The 21,662-nt window shown below is 62.8% G+C and carries 18 protein-coding genes; 17 read left to right on the forward strand and 1 reads right to left on the reverse strand.

Going from position 1 to position 21,662, the window contains the following annotated elements; translation table 11 throughout:
- Positions 1–91: 91 nt before the first annotated feature.
- The 10 genes from ET524_RS10280 to ET524_RS10325 all read left to right on the forward strand — a co-directional run bounded on the left by ET524_RS10280 (position 92) and on the right by ET524_RS10325 (position 13,333).
- Entirely contained in the window at positions 92–592 is a 501-nt protein-coding gene (locus ET524_RS10280; protein ID WP_129425580.1) for a hypothetical protein, read from the forward strand.
- 72 nt (positions 593–664) lie between these two features.
- Complete coding sequence (dznr, locus tag ET524_RS10285) at positions 665–2,599, forward strand: NADP(H)-dependent daidzein reductase (RefSeq protein ID WP_129425582.1); 1,935 nt, start codon at positions 665–667, stop codon at positions 2,597–2,599.
- A gap of 199 nt (positions 2,600–2,798) precedes the next feature.
- Entirely contained in the window at positions 2,799–4,100 is a 1,302-nt protein-coding gene (locus tag ET524_RS10290) for an FAD-dependent oxidoreductase (RefSeq protein ID WP_129425584.1), read from the forward strand.
- Entirely contained in the window at positions 4,097–4,396 is a 300-nt protein-coding gene (locus tag ET524_RS10295) for a ferredoxin family protein (RefSeq protein WP_129425586.1), read from the forward strand. The genes ET524_RS10290 and ET524_RS10295 overlap by 4 nt, the downstream gene beginning before the upstream one ends.
- 16 nt (positions 4,397–4,412) lie before the next feature.
- Complete coding sequence (locus ET524_RS10300) at positions 4,413–6,251, forward strand: NAD(P)-binding protein (RefSeq protein WP_129425588.1); 1,839 nt, start codon at positions 4,413–4,415, stop codon at positions 6,249–6,251.
- Positions 6,244–7,962, forward strand: coding sequence for a [FeFe] hydrogenase, group A (locus tag ET524_RS10305; RefSeq protein WP_129425590.1), 1,719 nt, complete (start codon positions 6,244–6,246; stop codon positions 7,960–7,962). The genes ET524_RS10300 and ET524_RS10305 overlap by 8 nt, the downstream gene beginning before the upstream one ends.
- A complete protein-coding gene (gene hydE / locus ET524_RS10310; protein WP_129425592.1) occupies positions 7,963–9,015 on the forward strand; it encodes a [FeFe] hydrogenase H-cluster radical SAM maturase HydE in 1,053 nt (350 codons plus the stop codon).
- Positions 9,012–10,463: a [FeFe] hydrogenase H-cluster radical SAM maturase HydG gene (gene hydG, locus ET524_RS10315; protein WP_129425594.1), complete on the forward strand. Its 1,452-nt coding sequence runs from the start codon at positions 9,012–9,014 to the stop codon at positions 10,461–10,463. The genes hydE and hydG overlap by 4 nt, the downstream gene beginning before the upstream one ends.
- 11 nt (positions 10,464–10,474) lie before the next feature.
- The gene (gene hydF, locus ET524_RS10320) at positions 10,475–11,725 is read left to right on the forward strand and encodes a [FeFe] hydrogenase H-cluster maturation GTPase HydF (protein ID WP_129425596.1); all 1,251 of its coding nucleotides are present in this window, start codon (positions 10,475–10,477) and stop codon (positions 11,723–11,725) included.
- 468 nt (positions 11,726–12,193) lie between these two features.
- The gene (locus tag ET524_RS10325; protein WP_129425598.1) at positions 12,194–13,333 is read left to right on the forward strand and encodes an asparaginase; all 1,140 of its coding nucleotides are present in this window, start codon (positions 12,194–12,196) and stop codon (positions 13,331–13,333) included.
- Between the two features lie 347 nt (positions 13,334–13,680).
- Here the strand turns inward: ET524_RS10325 and ET524_RS10330 are convergent, their stop codons facing one another.
- Positions 13,681–14,019: a winged helix-turn-helix transcriptional regulator gene (locus tag ET524_RS10330; RefSeq protein WP_129425600.1), complete on the reverse strand. Its 339-nt coding sequence runs from the start codon at positions 14,017–14,019 to the stop codon at positions 13,681–13,683.
- Positions 14,020–14,200: 181 nt separating this feature from the next.
- Here ET524_RS10330 and ET524_RS10335 point away from each other — a divergent pair, with 181 nt between their 5' ends.
- The 7 genes from ET524_RS10335 to ET524_RS10365 all read left to right on the forward strand — a co-directional run bounded on the left by ET524_RS10335 (position 14,201) and on the right by ET524_RS10365 (position 21,532).
- Positions 14,201–14,686 carry a pyridoxamine 5'-phosphate oxidase family protein gene (locus tag ET524_RS10335; protein ID WP_129425602.1) on the forward strand — a complete coding sequence of 162 codons (486 nt, stop codon included), beginning with the start codon at positions 14,201–14,203 and terminating at the stop codon, positions 14,684–14,686.
- Positions 14,687–14,697: 11 nt separating this feature from the next.
- Positions 14,698–14,943 carry a hypothetical protein gene (locus ET524_RS10340; protein WP_129425604.1) on the forward strand — a complete coding sequence of 82 codons (246 nt, stop codon included), beginning with the start codon at positions 14,698–14,700 and terminating at the stop codon, positions 14,941–14,943.
- 489 nt (positions 14,944–15,432) lie between these two features.
- Positions 15,433–15,867, forward strand: coding sequence for a large conductance mechanosensitive channel protein MscL (mscL, locus tag ET524_RS10345; RefSeq protein WP_129425606.1), 435 nt, complete (start codon positions 15,433–15,435; stop codon positions 15,865–15,867).
- 485 nt (positions 15,868–16,352) lie between these two features.
- Positions 16,353–16,640, forward strand: coding sequence for a hypothetical protein (locus ET524_RS10350; protein WP_129425608.1), 288 nt, complete (start codon positions 16,353–16,355; stop codon positions 16,638–16,640).
- Entirely contained in the window at positions 16,618–16,899 is a 282-nt protein-coding gene (locus ET524_RS10355) for a hypothetical protein (RefSeq protein ID WP_129425610.1), read from the forward strand. Before ET524_RS10350 ends, ET524_RS10355 begins: the two co-directional genes overlap by 23 nt.
- Positions 16,900–16,907: 8 nt before the next feature.
- Positions 16,908–18,278, forward strand: a complete 1,371-nt coding sequence (locus ET524_RS10360) for an exonuclease SbcCD subunit D (protein WP_129425612.1) — start codon at positions 16,908–16,910, stop codon at positions 18,276–18,278.
- The gene (locus ET524_RS10365) at positions 18,275–21,532 is read left to right on the forward strand and encodes an AAA family ATPase (RefSeq protein WP_129425614.1); all 3,258 of its coding nucleotides are present in this window, start codon (positions 18,275–18,277) and stop codon (positions 21,530–21,532) included. Before ET524_RS10360 ends, ET524_RS10365 begins: the two co-directional genes overlap by 4 nt.
- The last annotated feature ends 130 nt before the right edge of the window (positions 21,533–21,662 follow it).

The following is a 21,662-nucleotide window of genomic DNA, read 5'->3' on the forward strand; positions in this document are numbered from 1 at the left end:
AAGGCAGGGGCGCAATTCCATGGAAGGGTGCCCCTTGGCCTCGGTTTTGCTTGGAGAAAACGCGATTTACAGAAGAGATTAGGGGGAGGAAATGAGCAAGTTCAAAGGTCCCCAGGGCTTTGGTGAGTGGATGAACATCTGGATGAACATCGCTATGGGCATCATCATCACTCTCGCTATCAACATCGCCGTCTGCATGCAGGTGGGCATGAACGTCATCACGCCGGAGGCCGTTATCGCAAGCTGGGTTTCAAGCTTCGTCATCGGCTACACGGTGGGCAGCATCGGCGACCCGATGGGCTGGGCCCTCAAGATCGCAGGGGCTATCAAGGCGAACGGCTTCGTCACTTGGATTATCCAGGCTATTGTCCTGGGCACATACTTCGGCATGTTCATCCTCTGTGGGAACATGCTCATCAACAACCTGTCCGACGGTATCGGTGCGTTCCTCGGCGGCTTCGCAACCTGGGCTGGCTTTGTTGAGATTGCGGCAATCATCGCCGTATTCGTGATCGTCAAGCCCTTCATGGCGCTTTCGGCTGTGCTTTCCGGCTTCAATCCCGCAAAGGCCGAAAAGGCACAGCAGCACTAACAACCTATCAGCTCGCTTCAATACCCCTGCTTGCTTCAGGGGAAGGCAAACTCATCTTGAATTGGAGCAATCATGAAAAATAAGTTCTATCCGAAGACCTTCGAGCGCGGCTACATCGGCAACCTAGAGGTCGAGAACCGAGCGATCCGCATGCCGATGGGCACCGAGCTGGGCAACCCGGACGGCTCTCCCAGCTGGGCCTCCCTCAAGGCGTACGCTGAGGCTGCCGACGGCGGTACCGGCATCGTGTTCATGGACAACGCCGGCGTGACCCAGTTCCACCATGTCGGACTTTCCCTGGCCAGCGACAACTACATCGGCCCCATGTCCGTCCTCGCTAAGACCATCAAGCAGCACGGGGCCATCCCCGGCCTGCAGATCGTCCATCCGGGCCGCGACGCGGCGTTCGTGCGCGGTGACGACCTGATCTCCTCCTCCCGCATCCAGTGGGAGCCCTGGTACGAGAACGGCGGCGCTGTTCCCCGCGAGCTCACCATCGAGGAGATCCACGACTTCGTCGGTTACTTCGGCGACTGCGCACTCCGCGCGCAGACTGCGGGCTTCGAAATCATCGACGTCCACGCGGCATGCGGCGTCCTGCTGAGCAACTTCCTCTCGCCGCGCAACAACACCCGCAACGACATGTACGGCGGAAGCCTGCACAACCGCGCTCGCTTCCTGCTCGAGGTCATCCGCGACATCAAGAAGAAGTGCCCCAACCTCCCGCTGGCTATCCGACTCTCCGGCATCGATTTCGAGCCGGGCGGCATCACCGTCGAGGAGACCTGCGAGGTCGCCAAGATGTGCGAGGCAGCCGGTGCGGACGCCATCAACATCACCTGGGGTTCCCATGCAGAGGTCATCAACGCGGCCGGCCTGCTCTCCAAGCACGGCGCCAACCACGTCGAGGCAGCGAAGATGATCAAGGACGCTGTTAGCATCCCCACCATGCTGTGCGGCGGCATCTACTCCCCCGAGATCGGCGAGAAGCTGCTCGAGGACGGCGTCTGCGACTTCATCGGCATCGGCAAGCCAGCGCTCGCCGACCCCATGTGGGCCAAGAAGGCGGCTGAGGGGCGTCCTGAGGACATCAGGCCCTGCATCGGTTGCGGCGTCGGCTGCCATGACCGCGGCATGCTCTCCGGCGGCGTCGTCCAGTGCGCTGTCAACGCGGCCCTGTACAAGTTCGACGAGCCCGTCTACCCGCAGGCTGAGGTCCCCAAGAAGGTTATCATCATCGGCGCAGGTCCCGCTGGCTGCGAGGCTGCCATCACCGCGAAGAAGTGCGGCCATGACGTCACCATATACGAGAAGCGCAAGATCGGCGGCGTTCTGAAGGAGGCTACCGTCTCCGACAGCAAGGAGGACCTCGGCCACCTCATCACCTACTACGAGACCCAGCTCAAGAAGGAGGGCATCGAGGTCATCTACGAGGAGGCCACTGCGGGCACCGTTGCAGCCGGCGGCTTCGACGTCGCCATCGTCGCCTGCGGCGCCACCGTGCGCAACCTCAACATCGACGGCCAGGACGACCCCTCCGTCGTGTACGCGATGGACTTCCTGGACAACGACTGTAAGAGCGACGCCGACAGGGTCGTCGTTGTCGGCGGCGGCATCGTGGGTGCCGAGACCGCGCTGATCCTCGCGGAGGAGCAGGGCAAGGACGTCACCATCACTACCCGCTCCCCGGAGTTCTTCGTCCCCGGCGTCATGGGTATCGCCTACATGGTTCGCCTTGGTATGGCGGGCGTCACGATCAAGCCCTCTACCCAGCTCGTCGCCGTCAAGGACGGCAAGCCCATGTTCGCCGGTCCCCGCGGCCTGGAGACCCTGGACGTCGACCAGACCATCATCTCCTCTGGCTTCGTCCCGGCCTTCAACCAGTTCCGCGCCCAGATCGAGGAGAAGTGCGAGGACGTCAGGGTCATCGGCATTGGCGACTGCAAGGCCTCCCGCATGGTCATGGACGCTGTCCACGAGGGCTACATCGCTGGCTGCAACCTGTAGCCAACACGGCGCTGAAGCCAAGGGCCCACACCCTTGATTTGAGGCGCTTCTGACCAAACGGGCCGGAGGAGCTGGCAAGCAGCTGCGCTGCCTCCGGCCCGTCGACTGAGGGCAGCATGCCAAGCCGGTACGCATGCAGGATACGGACCTCACGGATTGTTGTTCCGGCAAAGCGCGTGTCTTACTGATTGGAGGAACGATGGAGGAACGCGACTTCGACATCATTGTCGTTGGGTCCGGGTGCGCGGGCGCGGTTGCCGCGTACGTGGCCGCTTCTGCGGGCAAGAGCGTGCTCGTGGTCGAGCGCGGGAACAGTGCCGGAACCAAGAACATGACGGGCGGGCGCATCTACGCCCATGCCCTGAAGGAGGTCTTCCCGAACTTTGAGGATGAGGCCCCGATCGAGCGCAAGATCACGCATGAGCGCATAGCCATGATGGACCCCTCGCGCAACATGTCCATCGACTTCACCAGCCCGGAGCTCGCCGTGGAGGGGGCGGACTCCTACAGCGTCCTGCGAGGCCCCTTCGACCAGTGGCTCGCCAGCAAGGCCGAAGAGGCGGGCGCGGAGTACATCTGCGGCATCGCCGTCGAAGAGCTGCTGAAGGACGGCTCCGGCTGCGTGACGGGCATCAGGGCCGGCGAGGATGAGATCACCAGCCAGGTCGTCATCCTGTGCGAGGGGTGCAACACGATCCTCTCCGAGCGCTGCCTAGGCAATCCGCGCCCGAAGCCCTCTCAGATGGCCGTCGGCATCAAGGAGGTCTTCGAGCTTCCCGCTAACGTCATCGAGGATAGGTTCCTCGTTCCCGAGGGGGAGGGCGCCTCGATGCTCTTCGTGGGCGATTGCACCCACGGCAACGTCGGCGGCGGCTTCCTCTACACCAACAAGACCTCGATCTCCCTGGGCCTTGTGGCCACGATCTCGAAGGCGGAAAGCGTCGATAACCAGGTTCCCGTCTACCAGATGCTCGAGGACTTCAAGAACCACCCCGCCGTCGCCCCCATCATCCGCGGCGCCAAGGTGGTCGAGCACTCCGGCCACATGGTGCCCGAGGGCGGCTACGACATGATCCCGCAGTACATCTTCGACGGCTGCCTGCTTGCGGGCGAGACCGCGGGGCTGTGCATGAACATGGGCTACCAGGTGCGCGGCATGGACTTCGCCGTGGCGTCGGGCCGCATGGCCGCCGAGGCGGCAGTGGCCGCCATTGACGCGGGCGACGTGTCCGAGGCTGGACTTGCCTCCTACAAGTCGAAGATGGAAGGCTCCTTCGTCATCAAAGACCTGGAGACCTTTCGCCGCTGGCCCCACACCATGGAGAACTGGGACAGCATGTTCAAGGACTACCCCACGATGGTCTCCGAGATCTTGAATTCCATGTTCTGCGTCGACGGCAAGCCCCAGGAGCATCTCGTCAAGCGCATCATGCCCATCGTCAAGAAGCGCGGGCTGTTCAAGCTTGCCCGCGAGGTGAAAGGAGCTCTGAAGTCGCTGTGAGCAAGATCGCCGAGATCACGGTCAAGGTTGACGGCTTCCTTGCCGCCAACAAGTACGAAGTCGACGAGGGTAATCCCCACATCGAGCTCGTCGACGACCCCGATACCGAGGAATTCCTCAAGCTCGTTCGCGTGTGCCCGGCCGCCCTTTACAAGATCGACGCCGACGGCAACAAGTCTTTCGACTATGCTGGGTGTCTCGAATGCGGCACGTGTCGTGTAGCATGCGAAGGAACAATCGTCAAGAAGTGGGACAACCCCCAGCCCATGATGGGCGTGGAATATCGCTTCGGATAGAAAGCGGGGAGCTGAGATGACGAAGCTATCGATTCGCCCCTCGTCGAGGTACGACGCCGCCATAGGCGAGTTCGTCAAGAGGACGAAACGCAGGGTGGAGACCACCCCTCCTGGCACGTGCCCCGTCGCGGCGGTTCTCGCAGACGTCGAGGCCAGCGCGGCTCAGACGTGCGGCAAGTGCGTGCCCTGCCGCTACGGCCTGTCTGAGATCGCCGGGATGTTGCGGTCCATCCAAGATGGGTCCGCCTTCCCGAGCATCATCGACGCGCTGCGCACCACCGCTGAAATCGTGCGTGACGGCGCCGATTGCGCCATAGGCTACCAGGCGGCCGAGGATGTTCTGTCCGCTATGGATATGTTCACCGATGAATTCCAGGCTCACCTGGAGACGGGAACATGCTCCCAGGAAATCGGCCAGAAGGTCCCCTGCGAGGCCATGTGCCCCGCGCATGTGGACATTCCGGGCTATATCGCCCTGGTCGAAGAAGGGCGTTGCGATGAGGCCATCCGCCTCATCCGCAAGGACAATCCGTTCCCGACTATGTGCGCCATGGTGTGCGAGCGTCCCTGTGAGACGCGTTGCCGTCGCATGCTGCTCGACGCGCCCGTCAACATCCGCGGCATCAAGAAGTTCGCCGTGGACAGCGTGGCCGCCGACACGGTGGCCGTGCCGAGGCGCCATCCCGACACCGGGCGCCGCGTTGCGGTCATAGGCGGCGGTCCCTCCGGTATGACGTGCGCGTACTTTCTGGCCCTCATGGGGCATGGCGTCACGGTCTTCGAAGCCCGCAAGGAGCTTGGCGGCATGACCCGATACGGCATCCCTGCGTACCGCTTCCCCCGAGAGCGTCTTGACGAGGACGTGCGAGCCGTGCTGTCCGTGGGCAATATCGACGTTAAGCTCGAGGCGAAGGTCGATGCCGAGAAGATGAAGGGCATCTCCGAGGAGTTCGACGCCGTGTACGTCGCCATCGGTGCCCAAGTGGGCAAGAAGCTCGCCCTCGAAGGCGTCGATTCCGAAGGGGTCATGTCGGCCGTCGATATGCTCGGCAAGATCGGCGATGGCGAATATCCCGACTTCACGGGGAAGAAAGTCGCCGTTATCGGAGGCGGCAACGTGGCCATGGACTGCTGCCGCACTGCCGTGCGCGCCGGGGCCGCGGAGGTTTCCTGCGTCTATCGTCGCCGCCTGGCGGACATGACCGCGCTTCCCGAAGAGGTGGAAAGCGCCATCGCCGAGGGCGTCGAGATGCTCACCCTTGAAGCCCCGGTATCCATCGAGGCCGACGATGCCGGCAGGACCTGCGCCGTTATCACCCAGCCGCAGATGATCTCCACCGTCAAGCGCGGGCGACCCGCCCCCGTCGACGCGGACAAGCCCCGCAGGCGCATCGAGGCCGACGTCGTGCTGCTGGCCGTCGGCCAGGACGTCGTGACGGCGCCCTTCGAGGAGTTCGGCATGGCCGCCGAGTGGGGCCGCTTCGTGGCCGACGAGAGCTTGCGAGCCGAAGGACTCGACGGCGTGTTCGTCGGAGGCGACTGCCAAACCGGCCCCGCCACCGTCATCCGCGCCATCGCCGCCGGCAAGGTGGCTGCTCGGAACATCGACGATTACCTCGGTTTCGACCACGCCCTCGATTGCGGCGTAAGTGCCCCGGCCCCTCATGCCAACCGCCGCGAAGCGTGCGGCCGCGTGGAGATCGCTGAGCGCCCGGCGCGCGAGCGCAAGAGCGACTTCGAGTGCGTGGAAAACCCCATGAGCCGCCAAGAGGCCGTCCAGGAATGCGGACGCTGCCTGCGCTGCGACCACTACGGCTGCGGCGTTCTCGAAGGAGGTAGAGCCCAGTATGCTTAACGTGACCATCGACGGCGTGCGCGTCGAAGCGCACGAGGGGGAGACCATCCTCTCCGCCGCCCGCAGGGCGGGCGCCGACATCCCGACGTTGTGCTGGATGAAGGACATCAACGAGATCGGCTCGTGCCGCGTGTGCGTGGTCGAAGTCGAGGGGCAGGACGGCCTCGCCGCGGCCTGCAACGCCCCCGTCTTCGACGGCATGTCGGTCAGGACCAAGAGCCCGAGGATCGTCGAAGCCCGCCGATTCAGCGTGAAGACCATCCTCTCGAAGCACCGCGGCGAATGCACGACGTGCAAGCGCTCCGGCACCTGCGCGCTGCAGTCCCTGGCCTCCAGCCTGAACGTCGGCGAGCTCGAGCGTGAGCCCGACTACCGCCGCGAGGCGTGGGACGGAAGTTTCCCCCTGCAGCGCGACGCGAGCAAGTGCATCAGCTGCCTGCGCTGCGTGGCCGAGTGCTCCAAGGTCCAGCACTGCTCGGTGTGGGACTTCTCCGGCTCCGCGGGCCAGCGCTCCGTGGGCGTGAAGGAGAGCCTGTCCATCGATGTCGCGAAGTGCGCCCTGTGCGGCCAGTGCATCACCCACTGCCCGACCGGGGCCCTCACCGAGCGCGATGACATCGACAAGGTCCTGGCCGCCCTGGCCGACCCGGACGTCCTGACCGTCGTGCAGGTCGCGCCAGCCATTCGCACCGCATGGGGCGAAGGAGTCGGCGTGCCGCGCGACGAGGCCACGCCCGGCCGCCTGGCCGCAGCTCTGCGCGCCGTGGGCTTCGACCGCGTCTTCGACACCGACTTCGCCGCCGACCTGACCATCATGGAGGAGGGCAGCGAGTTCATCGAATGGATCAAGGAGGGCAAGCCGCGCCCGATGTTCACCAGCTGCTGCCCGGGCTGGGTCCGCTTCGCCAAGCTGCACTACCCCGAGTTCGCCGGCCAGCTCTCCTCGAGCAAGTCTCCCCACCAGATGATGGGCGCCGTGGTGAAGAACACCGTCGGCAAGCAGGCGGCCGAGCAGGGCAAGCGCGTCTTCTGCCTGTCCATCATGCCCTGCCTGGCGAAGAAGTACGAGTGCGACGTGCCGCAGCTGGCGACCGAAGGCGGCCGCGACGTCGACGCGGTGCTCACCACCCGCGAGTTCGACCGCCTGCTGAACATGCTCTCCATCGATTGCGCAGCCCTTCCCGAAGAGCCCTTCGACGACCCTCTGGGCACTTCGACCGGAGCCGCGACCCTGTTCGGGCGCACGGGCGGCGTCATGGAGGCCGCGCTGCGCACGGCGGCGTACCTGCTCACGGGGGAGAACCCGCCCTTCGAGGCGTGCGATACCTCCGATGCGACGCCTGAGCGTCCCTGGACCGATAAGGAGCTCGATGTGGCGGGTATGCGCCTGCGCATCGCAGTGGCCAGCGGCCTGGAGAACACCTCGAAGCTCCTTGAGGCCCTGAAGGCCGGCGAGGCCGAGTACGACTTCGTCGAGGTCATGGCCTGCCCGGGCGGCTGCGTTGCCGGCGGCGGGCAGCCCATCGCCTTCAACCGGGAGCTCGGCTGCGAGCGCGCCGAGGTGCTCAACCGCCTCGACGGCGCCGACGAGCTGCGCTTCTCCCACGAGAACCCGGACATCCAGGCGCTTTACGCCGAGACGCTCGGAAAGCCGCTGTCCGAGCGTGCGGAGGCATGGCTTCACACCGACCAGCGGGAATGGGACATCTAGGTGCTCTCCCTGGTTGATAAACTGTGCGAAAGGCGCTCGCTCTCGGTTGACGAGTACGAGCGCCTTATCGCAGGCCGCACCCCCGAGCTGGCCGAAGAGCTGGCTCGCAGGGCGGTGGCCGAGCGGAAGCGCGTTTGGGGAACGAAGGTGTTCACCCGCGGGCTCATCGAGGTGTCGAGCCACTGCGTGAACGACTGCTACTACTGCGGCATCCGCAGGTCGAACAAGCAGGCCGCGCGTTACCGGCTATCCCCGGAGCGCATCCTCGCATGCGCGGAGGAGGGCTACGGGCTCGGCTTTCGCACCTTCGTCCTGCAGGGCGGCGAGGACCCCTGGTTTTCCGACGAGCGCCTCTGCGATATCGTCGCGAGCATCCGCTCCGCCCACCCCGACTGCGCCGTGACGCTGTCGATGGGGGAGCGCAGCCGCGCGAGCTACCAGGCCCTGCATGACGCGGGCGCCGAGCGATACCTGCTGCGCCACGAGACCTCAAACCCGCTGCACTACCGGCGTCTGCATCCCCCCGAGATGTCCTTCGAGCGCCGCATGCGCTGCCTTGGGGACCTCAGGGACATCGGCTACGCCGTCGGTATCGGCTTCATGGTGGGATCCCCCTACCAGACCCCGCACGACCTTGCGATGGACCTGAAGCTCGTCGAGGAGTTCGGCCCGCAGATGTGCGGGATAGGGCCCTTCGTCGCGCACCACGCCACGCCCTTCGCATCGCAAGAGAGCGGCAGCCTGGAGCTGACGTGCTACCTGCTCTCCATCATCAGGCTGATCAGCCCCGGCATCCTTCTGCCCGCGACCACCGCCTTGGGAAGCATCCACCCCCAGGGCCGCGAGAAGGGGATCATGTCCGGGGCCAACGTGGTCATGCCGAACCTTTCGCCGGTGGACGTTCGCAAGGATTACGAGCTTTACGACGGGAAGATCTGCACCGGCGAAGAGGCGGCGGAATGCCGTTGTTGCCTGGCCGCGCGGATGTGGTCCATCGGCTACGAGATCGTTGTCGACAGGGGAGATCCGGTCGACGATAGGAGGATACAATGAGCTTTGCATACGACCCGAAATCGTCGTGCGCCGACGAGTTCATAAACCACCAGGAGATTCTCGACACGCTTGAGTACGCGCAGGCGCACAAGGACGACGTCGAGCTGTGCCGGGAGATCCTGAAGAAGTGCGGCCCGCACCTGAGCCCGGCCTCCGAGCACGGTGCGATGATCACCCATCGCGAGGCGAGCGTGCTTCTGGCCTGCGACGACCCGTGGGTCAACTCCGAGATACGCCGTCTGGCCAGGGAGGTCAAGCTGGCCTACTACGGCAACCGCATCGTGCTGTTCGCCCCGCTCTACCTTTCCAACTACTGCGTCAACGGGTGCCTGTACTGCCCCTACCACGCCAAGAACCGCACCATCCCGCGCCGCAAGCTCACGCAGGACGAGATTCGCGCGGAGGTCATCGCGTTGCAGGACATGGGTCACAAGCGCCTGGCCATCGAGGCGGGCGAAGACCCCAAGCACAACCCCATCGACTACATCCTGGAGAGCATCGAGACCATCTACTCGGTCAAGCACGAGAACGGCTCCATCCGCCGCGTGAACGTGAACATCGCCGCCACCACGGTGGACGAGTACCGCATGCTCAAGGACGCGGGCATCGGCACGTATATCCTGTTCCAGGAGACCTATAACAAGGAGAACTACCTCGAGCTGCACCCCACAGGCCCCAAGCACGACTACAACTGGCACACCGAGGCCATGGACCGCGCCATGGAGGCCGGCATCGACGACGTGGGGCTCGGCGTGCTGTTCGGTCTGGACGGCTATGCCTATGAATTCGCCGGGCTCATCATGCACGCCGAGCACCTCGAGGCCGCCTTCGGGGTGGGGCCGCACACCATCAGCGTCCCCCGCGTGAAGCCCGCCGACGACATCGACCCGGACGATTTCGACAACTCGCTATCCGACGAGACGTTCGAGAAGATCATCGCGCTCATTCGCATCACCGTGCCCTACACGGGCATGATCATCTCCACGCGCGAGAGCAAGGAGGTGCGTGAGGCGGCCCTGCGCTACGGCATCAGCCAGATATCCGGGGGCAGCCGCACGAGCGTCGGCGGCTATGCGGAGGCGGAGCGTCCGCACGACACCGAGCAGTTTGACGTCTCCGACCAGCGCACCCTCGAGGAGGTTGTGGGCTGGCTCATGGACAATGGGCATATCCCCAGCTTCTGCACCGCCTGCTACCGCGCGGGCCGCACCGGCGACAGGTTCATGGAGTTCTGCAAGAGCGGTCAGATTTCGAACTACTGCCATCCGAACGCCCTGATGACGCTGGCGGAGTACCTGGCCGACTACGCCTCGGGCCCCACCAAGGAGAAGGGCCTGCGCCTCATCGAGCGCGAACTGGGCAACATTTCCAGCGATGCCATCAGGACCGCATGCAAGGAAAACGTCGGGCAGATCCTGAGCGGCACCGGGCGCGATTTCAGATTCTAAGGAGCGGGCGCATGAGCCTCAACGACACCCCCGGCGCCGAGCGCTTGAGGATAGGCTTCTTCGGCGTGCGCAACGCCGGCAAATCGAACCTGGTCAATGCCTTCACGGGCCAGAGCCTCTCGGTGACGAGCCCCGTCGCGGGCACGACCACCGACGCGGTGGTCAAGGGCATGGAGCTCCTTCCCGTCGGCCCGGTCACGGTCGTGGACACCCCCGGCATCGACGACGAGGGCGACCTCGGGTGCAAGCGAGCGGGCAGGGCCCGCGACGAGCTGCGCCGCTGCGACGTGGCCGTGCTGGTGGTAGACGCCACCCGGGGCGTGTCCGACCAGGACCGCGAGCTGCTGTCGGCGTTCGCCGAGAAGGCCATTCCCTGCGTGGTCGCCTTCAACAAGGTCGACCTCCTTGCGGCAGGGCGGGACGCGTGCGGGGAAGGGGGCGCGGCCTTCGAAGAGGCGGCGCTTAAGCTTCCCGAGGGGGCTATCGTGCGAAAGATCGCCGTGAGCGCCGCGACGGGCATGAACGTCCGAGAGCTCAGGGAGTCGGTCGCCGCCGCGGCCGGCCATGCGAAGCCCGCAAGGCGGGTCGTCGCCGACTTGGTGAACCCCGGGGACGTCGTGGTGCTCGTGATCCCCATCGACTCGTCGGCGCCGAAGGGGCGCATCATCCTTCCCCAGCAGATGGTCCTGCGCGACCTCCTTGATGCGCACGCGGCGGCGCTGGCTTGCCAGCCCGATGAGCTCGCTGGGCTTCTCGGATCGCTTGCGAGGCCGCCGAAGCTTGTCGTGACGGACTCCCAGGCCTTCTCCCAGGTTGCGGCCATCGTGCCCCCGGAGGTGCCGCTGACGTCCTTCTCCATCCTGATGGCGCGCCGCAAAGGACAGCTCTCGCTGCTGATCGAGGGGGCGAATGCCCTTGGAGGCCTTACCGGGGAAAGCCGCGTGCTCGTATGCGAGGGGTGCACCCACCACCGTCAATGCGAGGATATCGGAACGGTCAAGATGCCCGCCTGGATAAAAGCATTCTGCGGGGCGGAGCCGCGGTTCGAATTCGTCTCCGGCAAGGAGTTCCCCGATTCGCTCGAAGGATACGACCTGGTCGTCCACTGCGGGGGGTGCATGCTCAACGGCAGGGAGATGGGATACCGCCTGGACAAGGCGCGGGCGTGCGGCGTGCCCATCGTGAACTACGGGATCGCCATAGCGCACATGAACGGCATCCTCGAGCGCAGCCTCGATTCGCTGCGCGGCAAGTACTCCTAGGGGTGTGGACTTCCAAGCCGATTTCGCCTTCCAAGCAGATTCAGCCCGAAGAGAGACCGAGGTTCACGCATGCACCATCTCAACAGTCGCCGCAGCGGATCGAACGTGCGCTGCGCTTCTTCCAGCGCCCCTCGAGGCCGATTTCAGGCGCTCAGAGAGAAGCCCGGAGGAAGCACGGGGGCGAGACCATGAATCTGAGCTCGAAAAGCCGCCGCCCTGGTCGGCTGCAGGTTCGGCGGTTGCGGGTGCGAAGGCCCGCGCTTGGGCGGCTTGCGCTTGCGGATGGCGCGCCTGGACGGTTGCGGCTACGGGTTCGGCGGTTGCGGGTTTGGTTTTGGCGTGGGCGTCCTTGCCAGCCATTTCGGGGATTCGCGGGTTCGAGGGCCTGGTTGCGCATATCTCGGGGTACAGTAGCGGAATCGGTATTTGTTTGGCAGAGCTGCGGATCATTTGGGGGAAGGGGTGCAGATGAAGAAGATTTTGGTTATCGCGACGGGCGGGACCATCGCGTCGGCTGAAGAGGGCAGCGGGCTTGCGCCGGCGTTGACGGGCGAGCAGTTGGTGGCGTTTGTTCCCGAGGTCGCGCAGGTGTGCCATGTCGAGGTGTCGCAGGTCATGAACGTGGACAGCACGAACATGCGCCCGGAGGGATGGCTGGCCATCGCGGACGAGGTGCGTCGGCGCTATGACGATTGCGACGGGTTCGTCGTCCTTCACGGCACCGATACGCTGGCGTACACGGCGGCGGGGTTGTCGTATTTGGTGCAGGCAAGTCCGAAGCCTGTGGTGCTGACCGGCTCGCAGCTGCCCATGGGCGATCCCGGCACCGACGGCAAGCGCAACCTGTTTGATGCCGTGCGCGTGGCCTGCGACGATGCCGCCGCGGGCGTTATGGTGGTGTTCGGCGGAAAGGCGATCTCGGGCACGGCGGCGCGCAAGGTGCGCACGCGTGATTTCGAGGCGTTCGACAGTTTGAACGTACCCGATTTGGGTGCGGCTGGCGAAAACGGCGTGCAGTGGGCGGCGGCCGCGCGCGAGCTGATGGCGCCGGGCGCGGCGGATGGTTGTGCGACGGCGGGCGAAGCGAGGGCCGGCAGAGAGGGCTTTTCGGCTGACGGCTGCTCCGCGTGCGAAGAGCACGGAGGCGTTTCTGTGCCTTCGGGTGCTGCCGAACGTGGTTTTGCGGTGGCGGGGCCTTTCGCTCCGCGGTTTTTCGACACGCTGAACCCGCGCGTGATGGTGCTCAAGGTGACGCCGGGCATGGACGGGCGCGTGGTCGACGCGCTGCGCCCGTTGTGCGACGCGCTGGTGGTGGAGGCGTTCGGGCTGGGCGGCATCCCGGAGTACGCGGGCGTGACGGACGCGCTGCTGAACTGGGCGGATGCCGGCAAAACGCTGGTGATGACCACGCAGTGCCCCTTCGAGGGCGCCGACTTGAGCGTGTACGAGGTAGGTCGCGCGTTCTGCAACCGTCCCGGCGTGCTCATGGGCGGCGCGGCAACCACCGAAGCGCTGCTGGCGAAAACCATGTGGGCCCTCGCGCAAGCCGAACGCCCCGACGGCACCATCGATCGCGAAAAACTCACGGCCCTGTTCGCCAGCTGCTAGGGGATGGGACACGGTAGATTGCGGATTATTTTGTTGGCGAGGTATGCAGGCACCATGCGCGCCCTTTTTGCTTTGGAAGATGGTCGGTAACGGAAGGAAATCGCGATATCCTTCCATAAGGAGCGGCATAACGGAAGGATATTGCGATTTCCTTCCGTTAGCATTGCCTGACAAGGTGGTCGAGCCTTGCGCTCTGGGCAAGCGAGTTGTGGTTGAAGGCGGTAGTACTCGGCGTGTGATGGTTTTTCTGACGATTGCGAGGCATGTTTGCTTGGCGACGCCGATGGCGATATGGGCGGTGCGATCTGCTCGCCTTATTCGATTGCGGCACGCTATTTGCTTGGCGCCTATTGTCCGAAGCGCTGCTTGTAGTTTTCGCCCCAGGCCCACATGGAGTTGAGGATGGGTTTGAGGCTTTCACCCAGGTCGGTGAGGGAATATTCCACGCGCGGCGGCACTTCGGCGAATACTTCGCGATGCACGAGGCCGTCGGCTTCCATGGAACGCAGCTGCGCGGTCAAAACCTTTTGCGACACGTTGCCGATGGACTTTTGCAGCTGCCCAAAACGCTTTTTACCCGGCGCAAGATCGCGTAGGATGAGCACTTTCCATTTGTTCCCGATTAGTGACAGCGTGGTTTCTACAGGGCAGGCCGGCAGTGCGACTTTCGTTGTTTGCTGAGCCATAGTGGACCTTTCTTCACATTTTGAACTTTCTGTATCCGCAGGTAAATCACAACAGTTACTAACAGGTACCTACAGAACAAAAAGGTGCTTACTTTCAAATCAAGCGCTACGGTGATTATATATCCACAGCGAAAGGAATGTGAAGCCTTTCCGAGCGAAAAGCGTACAGGAGGTATTCATCATGGAAAAAGTCGTCGAGTTTTTGCAGGCCAATCCCGTGCAGTATCTGGCCACCGTCGGTCGTGACGGCAAGGCGAAGTGCCGCCCGTTCATGTTCTCGGGTGAGAAGGACGGCAAGCTGTGGTTCTGCACGAACAACACGAAGGACGTGTACAAGGACATGGAGGAAAACCCCGAGGTCGAGATTTCGGTGTCCAGCCCCGAGTATGCGTGGATTCGCTTGCACGGCACGGCCGTGTTCGTGAACGATATGTCCGTGAAGGAGATGTGCCTGGAAAACCCCATCGTGAAGGGCCAGTACGAAACCGCCGACAACCCCATTTTCGAGGTGTTCTACCTGAAGGACGCGCATGGCGCCATCGCCGACTTCTCCGGCAATCCGCCTTACGAGTTCCAAATAGCGCATGATATAAGGCGGGTTTGCCGCCGCTTGCGAGTTGCGTCTCGACGTCGAACGTTGCGCTCGAAGCCCCGTTTCCGAATCTGATCTTCCTGCGGGTGGCGCGCGGTGGGCAGCAGCCCGAGCCGCCGGCGCTTGGCGCCATGGCGTGGCTGCGGCGCAACGCGCAGGCATGGAAGGCGTTTCTGCTGGTCGGAGGCGTGCTGCTGGTGGTTGCGGCCATTGCCGCGGGCGCGGCGCTTGCCCTTGGCGTGCTCGAACCGTCGCTGTTCCCCGCGCTGCCCGATGCCCAAACGCCCTTCGGGATCCTGCACTTCACCACCGGCGGCATCACGCTGGGCTAGCAAGTTGGTTGCGGCTGCGCGGACGTTGGCCACGTAACGTTGCGTGCTGATGCGCATTGGCATTGCTGCTGAGTCAAAGCCGTAAGCGGCAATTTGCCACGACTACGGGCGGGCGAAACGTACTGCTGTGAAGGTCGCTTGATGCTTGCCGAAGCGCGGATGAAAAGCTTGCTGACGCGGCCGACGTTGCAAATCGCAGCGTCGGCCATGTTTTGCAACGGGGCTCCAAATAAAAATCGCTCATGTATGTGATTTAATCGCCCTGCACGGTGAAGCCCGAAAATCGACCCGGCTGTGAACTGGGAAAACGTAAACTTGTTGGCCTCGCTATCAAAAACATCCAAGTTAAATCACATACATGAGCGATTTTTGCCAACAGGCCCTCACGCACTATTGGCCTTTGCGCTAAGCCCTTGCTACAATGGCGCCGTTTGTGTTGAAGGCGGCGCTGTTTTGCGGCGTGCTATCTGGGAAGAAGGGGGGTTGAGGGTGAAGAAGTTTCTCGCCGAGTTCAAGGAGTTTATCAATCGCGGCAACGTTGTGGACCTGGCCGTTGGCGTTATCATCGGCGGCGCGTTCACGTCTATCGTGACGGCGCTGACCACGAACATCATCAACCCGCTGATTTCCGTCATCGCAGGCGGCGCCGATACCATTTCCGGTTTGGTGGTGCCCGGCACCGACATCGACTTCGGCGCGTTCATCAGCGCGTGCATTAACTTCCTCATTGTGGCATTCGTGGTGTTTGTGCTGGTGAAGGCCGTGAACAAGGCGCAGAACATCGGCGAGAAGCTGACGGGCAAGGAAGAAGAGGCGCCCGCGGCTGTGCCCACGTGCCCGTTCTGCTTGGAAGAGGTTAAGGAAGGCGCCACGCGCTGCCCGCACTGCGCCGGCCAGTTCGATGCGCCCGCGAAGGCGGAGTAGCTTTTGAGGCTTGGCGCCGTTGCGTTTGGCAGCAGATTGAGCCTTGCGGCCCCAAGTAGCAAAGCCGTTCGCGAAATTGCGGGCGGCTTTGCTGTTGTTTGGGACTAGGGGTGGCTGGCGGTAAAAATAGGGAAAACTCTAACGGAATAAACTTGTTGCTCGGCGCCGCAGTTTGTGGCGCCGAGCTGCCAATATGCTTTTGTGAGCAGGGCTGGATGGCGCGCAAATTCATTCAGCCAGCTCGTGCTTTTCCCGATGTGCGAAGCGCGGTGTGCAAGTCGAACGCTCGGGCGTGCGACAACTCCGAGCTTTTCGCAAGAACCCAACGAGCTCGTCGGCATAGTTCGTGCAAGGTTTCGCAGCGCTCTGCGCAAGCTTTGGGTAAAAGCCCTGCAAGGTCGGTTTGATAGGCTACATCCACTGTGATGTGGCGAGTTGAATGGGCAATTGCGAGGGCGTATTATGCAAGACATAAGTAGGGTCCGATGAATGACGTGTTCGTGCACGAGCATGCGCTGGTGCATGGTTTGACGGAGCAGCAGGTTCTTCACGCGTGGCGCAATGCCGTTGCTGTGGCGCGGCGTGCTTGTTCGAATGGAGAAGTCGATTTTGTTGCCATCGGATTCGATCAGCATGGGCGGTCGATTGAGGTTGTGGGCCGCAAAAAGCCGTTCGGAGTGCTCATTTTTCACGCGAATACGCCGCCGACGGCTCGTGCTTATAAAGAGCTCGGTTTGACGGGAGGCGCGCATGGCCACGATCGGAGACAATGAGTTGAAGAACAGGTTTTCTCTGTGCGACGAGGAAATCAAACAGCTGCATATCGATTCGCAGGCATACGAATCTGGCGAATGGCCGGAAGGGGAGACCGTTGTGGTCGGCCGCCCAAGTTTGTTCGGCAGTCGCATGAAATCCATTACGTATCGCGATACCGAAGATGAGGTTCGACGAATGGATGGGCGTGCTGAAAGCCTGTCGATGAGCAGGTCAGACTATCTTCGCTATCTTGTTCGCAAGGACCTGGAAGGGTAGGGGTTGCCATGAGGTTGCTGCATGTGTCCGACTTGCATATTGGCAAGCGGTTGAATGGCGTTTCGCTGCTGGATGATCAGCGGCATATTTTGCGGCAAATTCTGCGAATTGCAGAAGAGCGCCAGGTTAAAGCCTTGCTTATTGCTGGTGATATTTACGACAAGGCGTCGCCAAGTGCGGAAGCCGTCACGGTATTCGATGCGTTTTTGACCGATGCGGTGGCGGCGGGCCTTCGTGTGCTTGCTATTCCCGGCAACCATGATTCGGCGGAGCGCATCGCGTATGCGCAGGGTTTGCTGGAAAGCCAGGGCGTGTGTTTCCCACCGGTGTATGCGGGTGAGGTCGAGCGCGTTGTTCTGGAAGACGAATGGGGCGATGTGGCGTTTTGGCTGCTGCCGTTTTTGAAGCCGGGCGATGTGCGCCGGTATTTTCCCGATGTGGAAATAGGGGATGATTACTCGGCTGCGCTGCGTGCGGTGTTGGGCGCGTGCGAGGTTGACGCGAATGCACGCAATGTCGCGCTGTCGCATCAGCTGGTAACGGCATACGGCGTTTCGCCTGATCGCGCGGATGACGAAATCAAGCTTGGCGGTATCGATAATGTGGATGCGTCGGTGTACGACGCGTTTGATTACGTGGCGCTGGGGCATGTGCATCGCCCGCAGCGCGTGGGCCGTGACACGGTGCGCTATTCGGGCTCGCCGCTGAAGTATTCGTTTAGCGAAGCGCGCTACAACAAAAGTGTTGTGCTTGTTGACCTGGGAGAAAAGGCGCCCGGTGATGCAGTTGGCGCATGTGTTTCCACAGAGCTTATCCCGCTTGAGCCGTTGCATGATGTTCGCGAAGTGCGCGGTGCGTTGGGAACGCTGCTGGCCGTGTCGGCCGATACGGGTTGCGAAGGCGCCGATGATACCGATGGGCGATTGGAGCAGGGGCAGACCGGCCACGTCGGTGCTGATGGGCTGGCGGCTTGTGGTGCGGATGACGTTTGTGAGGCAAGTGCGACAGATTCCGATAGTGCGGCAGTTGCGCCGGACGGTGAAGCGGTCGAGTTGCGCAATCCGCTGCAGGACTACGTGCATATCACGTTAACCGACGAGCATCCGCAGCTTGATGCGCTCGCGAAGCTTCGCGAGGTGTACCCCAACGTGATGTCGCTTGATTACGACAACCTCAACGTGCTGGTGAATCGCACGCAGACTGCTTCGACATCGGACCCGGATAAGCTGGACATGCTGGAGCTGTTCTCGATGTTCTACGAGGTCCAGGTTGGCAATGAGCTTGACGAGGTTCAGAAAACGTTCGCGCGCAAGGTTATTGCTGGCGTTGAGCACGACGTGGCAAAAGGGCCTGATGGGCAGGAAGGGGGCGCGAAATGAGGCCGCTGAAGCTGACGATGTCCGCGTTTGGTCCGTACGCAGATGAAACGGTCATCGATTTCCGCACGCTTGGCACGTCGGGCGTGTACTTGGTGTGCGGCGACACGGGTGCGGGCAAAACCATGATTTTCGATGCCATTTGCTTCGCGTTGTTCGGCGAAGCGAGCGGCGATAGCAAAAACGGGGCGCGCAGCGCGTCGAGCTTGCGTAGCGATTATGCTGACCCAGCAATCAAAACGTTCGTTGAGCTGGAGTTTTTGTATCGCGGGCAAACGTATCGCGTGAAGCGCAATCCCGATTATGAGCGCGCAAAGCTGCGCGGAGAAGGCACCACGAAGGAAACGGCGAATGCCGAGATAGAATTTCCCGGCAGACGCTGCATCAGCGGTGTTCGCAAGGTAACAACCGAAGTCGAAGAGTTGCTTGGCATTGATGCAAGCCAGTTTAAGCAGATTGTTATGCTGGCGCAGGGGGAGTTCCGCAAACTGCTTACCGCCGACACGGCTACGCGCGAGGGCATCTTCCGCAAGCTGTTCGCTACGCAAAAGCATGAGCGGTTGCAGGAACGGTTGGGCGAGGAGAGTCGCAAACTCGAGCGCGAAAACGAGTCGTTGAAGCGCGAGGTTGTTGCGAATGCCCGAGCGGTTGCGTTCCCGCCCGAAGACCCGCGCGAGCAAGAACTGGCGGAACGTGTCCGCGGAGCTGCGTCACTGGGCGATTGGCTTGCCGAGCTGCTTGAGAGCTTGCTGGGCGTTGACCGTCCGGAGTTGCAGCGCTTGCACGGGGAAACCGAGGCGTTGCGCAACAAGTGGCGAGAAGCTAATGGTTTGACGATGCGCGCTCAAACGCGTGAGCAAACGTTGCTGGACCAAAAGAGGTTGCAAAGCGTTCTTGCGGAACATGAGGCAAAGTCGGCACAGCTTCAGGCTGATTTCGAGGCTGCGAAAGCTACCGATAACCAGCGGGCACAGGCTGTTGAGCAGGCGGCGGTGATCGAGGGTACGCTGGGTAAATACGAAGCGCTTTGGGAGGCCGAGCGGAAGCTGCGGGAAGAAGCTGCGGCAGCGGAATCGGCGCAAAAGGCCAGCGCGAGCGCGAAAGAGGCGGCGGAAGCTGCGGAGCGTCAGCGGGCTGATGCCGCATTAGCGGTGGAAAAGCTGTCTGATGCGGAAGTGCGCAAGGCTGAAGCGCAGGGGTGCTTCGACGCCGCGCAGGCGAAGGTGGACGAGGCGGCGCGCGTGTTGGCGGATGCTCGTGAGTATGCGGGCAAGGTCGCCGCGGCGCAGGCTGCTGCGCTGCGCGCGCAAAAACTTGACGAGGATTTGAAGACATGCGTTGTGCAGGAGTCTGCTGCGGAGGATTTGGCCAAGCAGGCGCAAGCCGCGTTCGACTCGTTTGCCGGCGCCGATGCGGCTTGCAGCGAGGCGCATGCGGCAGTCGAGCGCGCCCAAACGGCGCAGCGCGATGCGCAGCAGGTGGTCGACCGTCGCGCTGAGCTGGCGCGTGCGGCGGCGCTTGCGGAAGGGCCTCACCAGCAGGCGTTGTGCAGCCTGAAAGAGGCGGAAGCGCACCACGATGCCGACGCATCGGCGTTGCAGCGGCTGCAAAAGCTGCAGCGTGCAGGGCGCGCAGGCATGCTGGCGGCCGATTTGCAAGAAGGCGAGCCCTGCCCTGTGTGCGGATCTGTGCACCATCCGGCTCCGGCTGTTGCAACGGAATCGATTCCAAGCGACGACGAAGTTGATGCTGCGGCGGAGCAGGAAGCTGCATCCCGGGGCGTTGCGGAACAGGCGTCCCGCGAGGCGGAGCGTTGTCGGACCGTGCTCGAGTCGGCGCAGAGCGCATTACGCTCGTTTGACGCCGAGTGTGGCGGCGAAGCGGCGGCATCTGAAGCACTTAGCCAGGCCGCAAACAAGCTCGAGCGCGCACGGCAGGCTTTTGCGGAGGCTCAGCAGCGCCAGGAAAAGGCGACGTCTGCGCACGTCATTGTGCAGCGTGCGCACGATGCGATGGACAAGGCGCGCAACGACGTTGCAAAGGCGAAAGATGCTCAACATGAAGCGCAGCGAGAGGCGGATGCGCAGATGGCTGCGGCGGACGCGTTGCGTCAGCGTTTGACGGTTGCCGATGCCAACGAGGCGTTGCGCGTGCACAAAGCGGCCCAAGATGATGCGGCGGTAGCTCGCACGCATCTGAATAACGCGAAACAGGCGGTTGAGCAGCTGGCGGCGGCGAAGCGGCGTTGCGGCAAAGCGGAAGCGGCGGCTCAGCAGGCGCTTGCCCAATCACAGCAAGCGGAGGAATCATGGCGGCAGCTTTCCCAGAATTGTGAACTTGTCCGGCAGCGTGTTGAACATTTAAAGGTTGACCTGGAGTTTCCGTCGCTTGATGCTGCTCGTGGTAAGGCGAACGCGCTTCGAGCGCAAGCTGAAGAACTTAAGGCGCGTCGCGATGCGGCGGAGCGGGCGCTTACGGTCAATAAGCAGCACATCGAGACGAATCGCAAGCTGCTGGAAGATAAGGCCAAGCAGCTTGCGGAGCTGCCGCAAATCGATGTTGAAAAAGCGCAGGCGCAGCAAGATGAGCTTCTCAAGCAGGGGCAGGAGTCATCGGCGCGTGAAAGCGCGGTGAGCGCGCGCATCCAAGCGAACGAACGGGTGTTGCGCCAGCTGAGGGATGTGCTGCAGCGTACGGGCGATATCGAGCAGCGCTACGGCCGTATCAAGCTGATGGCCGATGCGGCGAACGGCAACCTGACCGGTCAGGCGAAGATTCGTTTCGAGGCGTACGTGCAGGGCATGTACTTCGATCGCGTCATCGCGGCGGCGAACGAGCGCTTGCGCGTGTTGACGGCCGGGCAGTTCGAGCTGGTGCGCTGGGCCGAATCGTCGGGAAATTCGAAGGCCGGCTTGGGGCTTTACGTTATCGACAGCTTTACTGGCAGGGCGCGCGACGCGTCTTCCCTTTCTGGCGGCGAGTCGTTCCAGGCATCGCTGTGCTTGGCGCTGGGGCTGTCCGACATCGTACAGGCGCACGCTGGCGGCGTGGAATTCGACACCATGTTCGTGGACGAAGGCTTCGGGTCGCTTGACCAAGGAGCGCTTGGCAACGCCATCAGCTTGCTGTCGGATTTGTCGGGTGGCAACAAGCTTGTGGGCATCATCAGTCACGTTGAGGACCTGAAAGCCAACATCCCCAAACGCATCACCGTCACAAAATCGCGCACCGGCTCGAAAGCGGTCGTGGAAGGATAAGCCAGTTTGGGCGGGTCTCAAACCGTCCGACGACCCCTCCTTGCTTGCTTCGCGTACCGACGTGCTTCTGATATATCGTTGCCTGCCGCCTCTTGGCGTCGCCTGCTGCGGCGGGAGCTTTGAAGTTGGT

The organism is Senegalimassilia faecalis, assembly GCF_004135645.1.
GTDB classification, from domain to species: Bacteria; Actinomycetota; Coriobacteriia; order Coriobacteriales; family Eggerthellaceae; genus Senegalimassilia; species Senegalimassilia faecalis.

Excerpts from the sequence above, each read along its gene's own strand:
- ET524_RS10360 (WP_129425612.1), top strand. The coding sequence starts at position 16,908 with ATGAGGTTGCTGCATGTGTCCGACTTGCATATTGGCAAGCGGTTGAAT.
- ET524_RS10355 (WP_129425610.1), top strand. The coding sequence starts at position 16,618 with ATGGCCACGATCGGAGACAATGAGTTGAAGAACAGGTTTTCTCTGTGC.
- hydF (WP_129425596.1), top strand. The coding sequence starts at position 10,475 with ATGAGCCTCAACGACACCCCCGGCGCCGAGCGCTTGAGGATAGGCTTC.
- ET524_RS10335 (WP_129425602.1), top strand. The coding sequence starts at position 14,201 with ATGGAAAAAGTCGTCGAGTTTTTGCAGGCCAATCCCGTGCAGTATCTG.
- ET524_RS10305 (WP_129425590.1), top strand. The coding sequence starts at position 6,244 with ATGCTTAACGTGACCATCGACGGCGTGCGCGTCGAAGCGCACGAGGGG.
- ET524_RS10350 (WP_129425608.1), top strand. The coding sequence starts at position 16,353 with ATGAATGACGTGTTCGTGCACGAGCATGCGCTGGTGCATGGTTTGACG.
- ET524_RS10290 (WP_129425584.1), top strand. The coding sequence starts at position 2,799 with ATGGAGGAACGCGACTTCGACATCATTGTCGTTGGGTCCGGGTGCGCG.
- ET524_RS10365 (WP_129425614.1), top strand. The coding sequence starts at position 18,275 with ATGAGGCCGCTGAAGCTGACGATGTCCGCGTTTGGTCCGTACGCAGAT.
- ET524_RS10330 (WP_129425600.1), bottom strand. The coding sequence starts at position 14,019 with ATGGCTCAGCAAACAACGAAAGTCGCACTGCCGGCCTGCCCTGTAGAA.
- ET524_RS10325 (WP_129425598.1), top strand. The coding sequence starts at position 12,194 with ATGAAGAAGATTTTGGTTATCGCGACGGGCGGGACCATCGCGTCGGCT.
- ET524_RS10300 (WP_129425588.1), top strand. The coding sequence starts at position 4,413 with ATGACGAAGCTATCGATTCGCCCCTCGTCGAGGTACGACGCCGCCATA.
- ET524_RS10280 (WP_129425580.1), top strand. The coding sequence starts at position 92 with ATGAGCAAGTTCAAAGGTCCCCAGGGCTTTGGTGAGTGGATGAACATC.
- hydG (WP_129425594.1), top strand. The coding sequence starts at position 9,012 with ATGAGCTTTGCATACGACCCGAAATCGTCGTGCGCCGACGAGTTCATA.
- dznr (WP_129425582.1), top strand. The coding sequence starts at position 665 with ATGAAAAATAAGTTCTATCCGAAGACCTTCGAGCGCGGCTACATCGGC.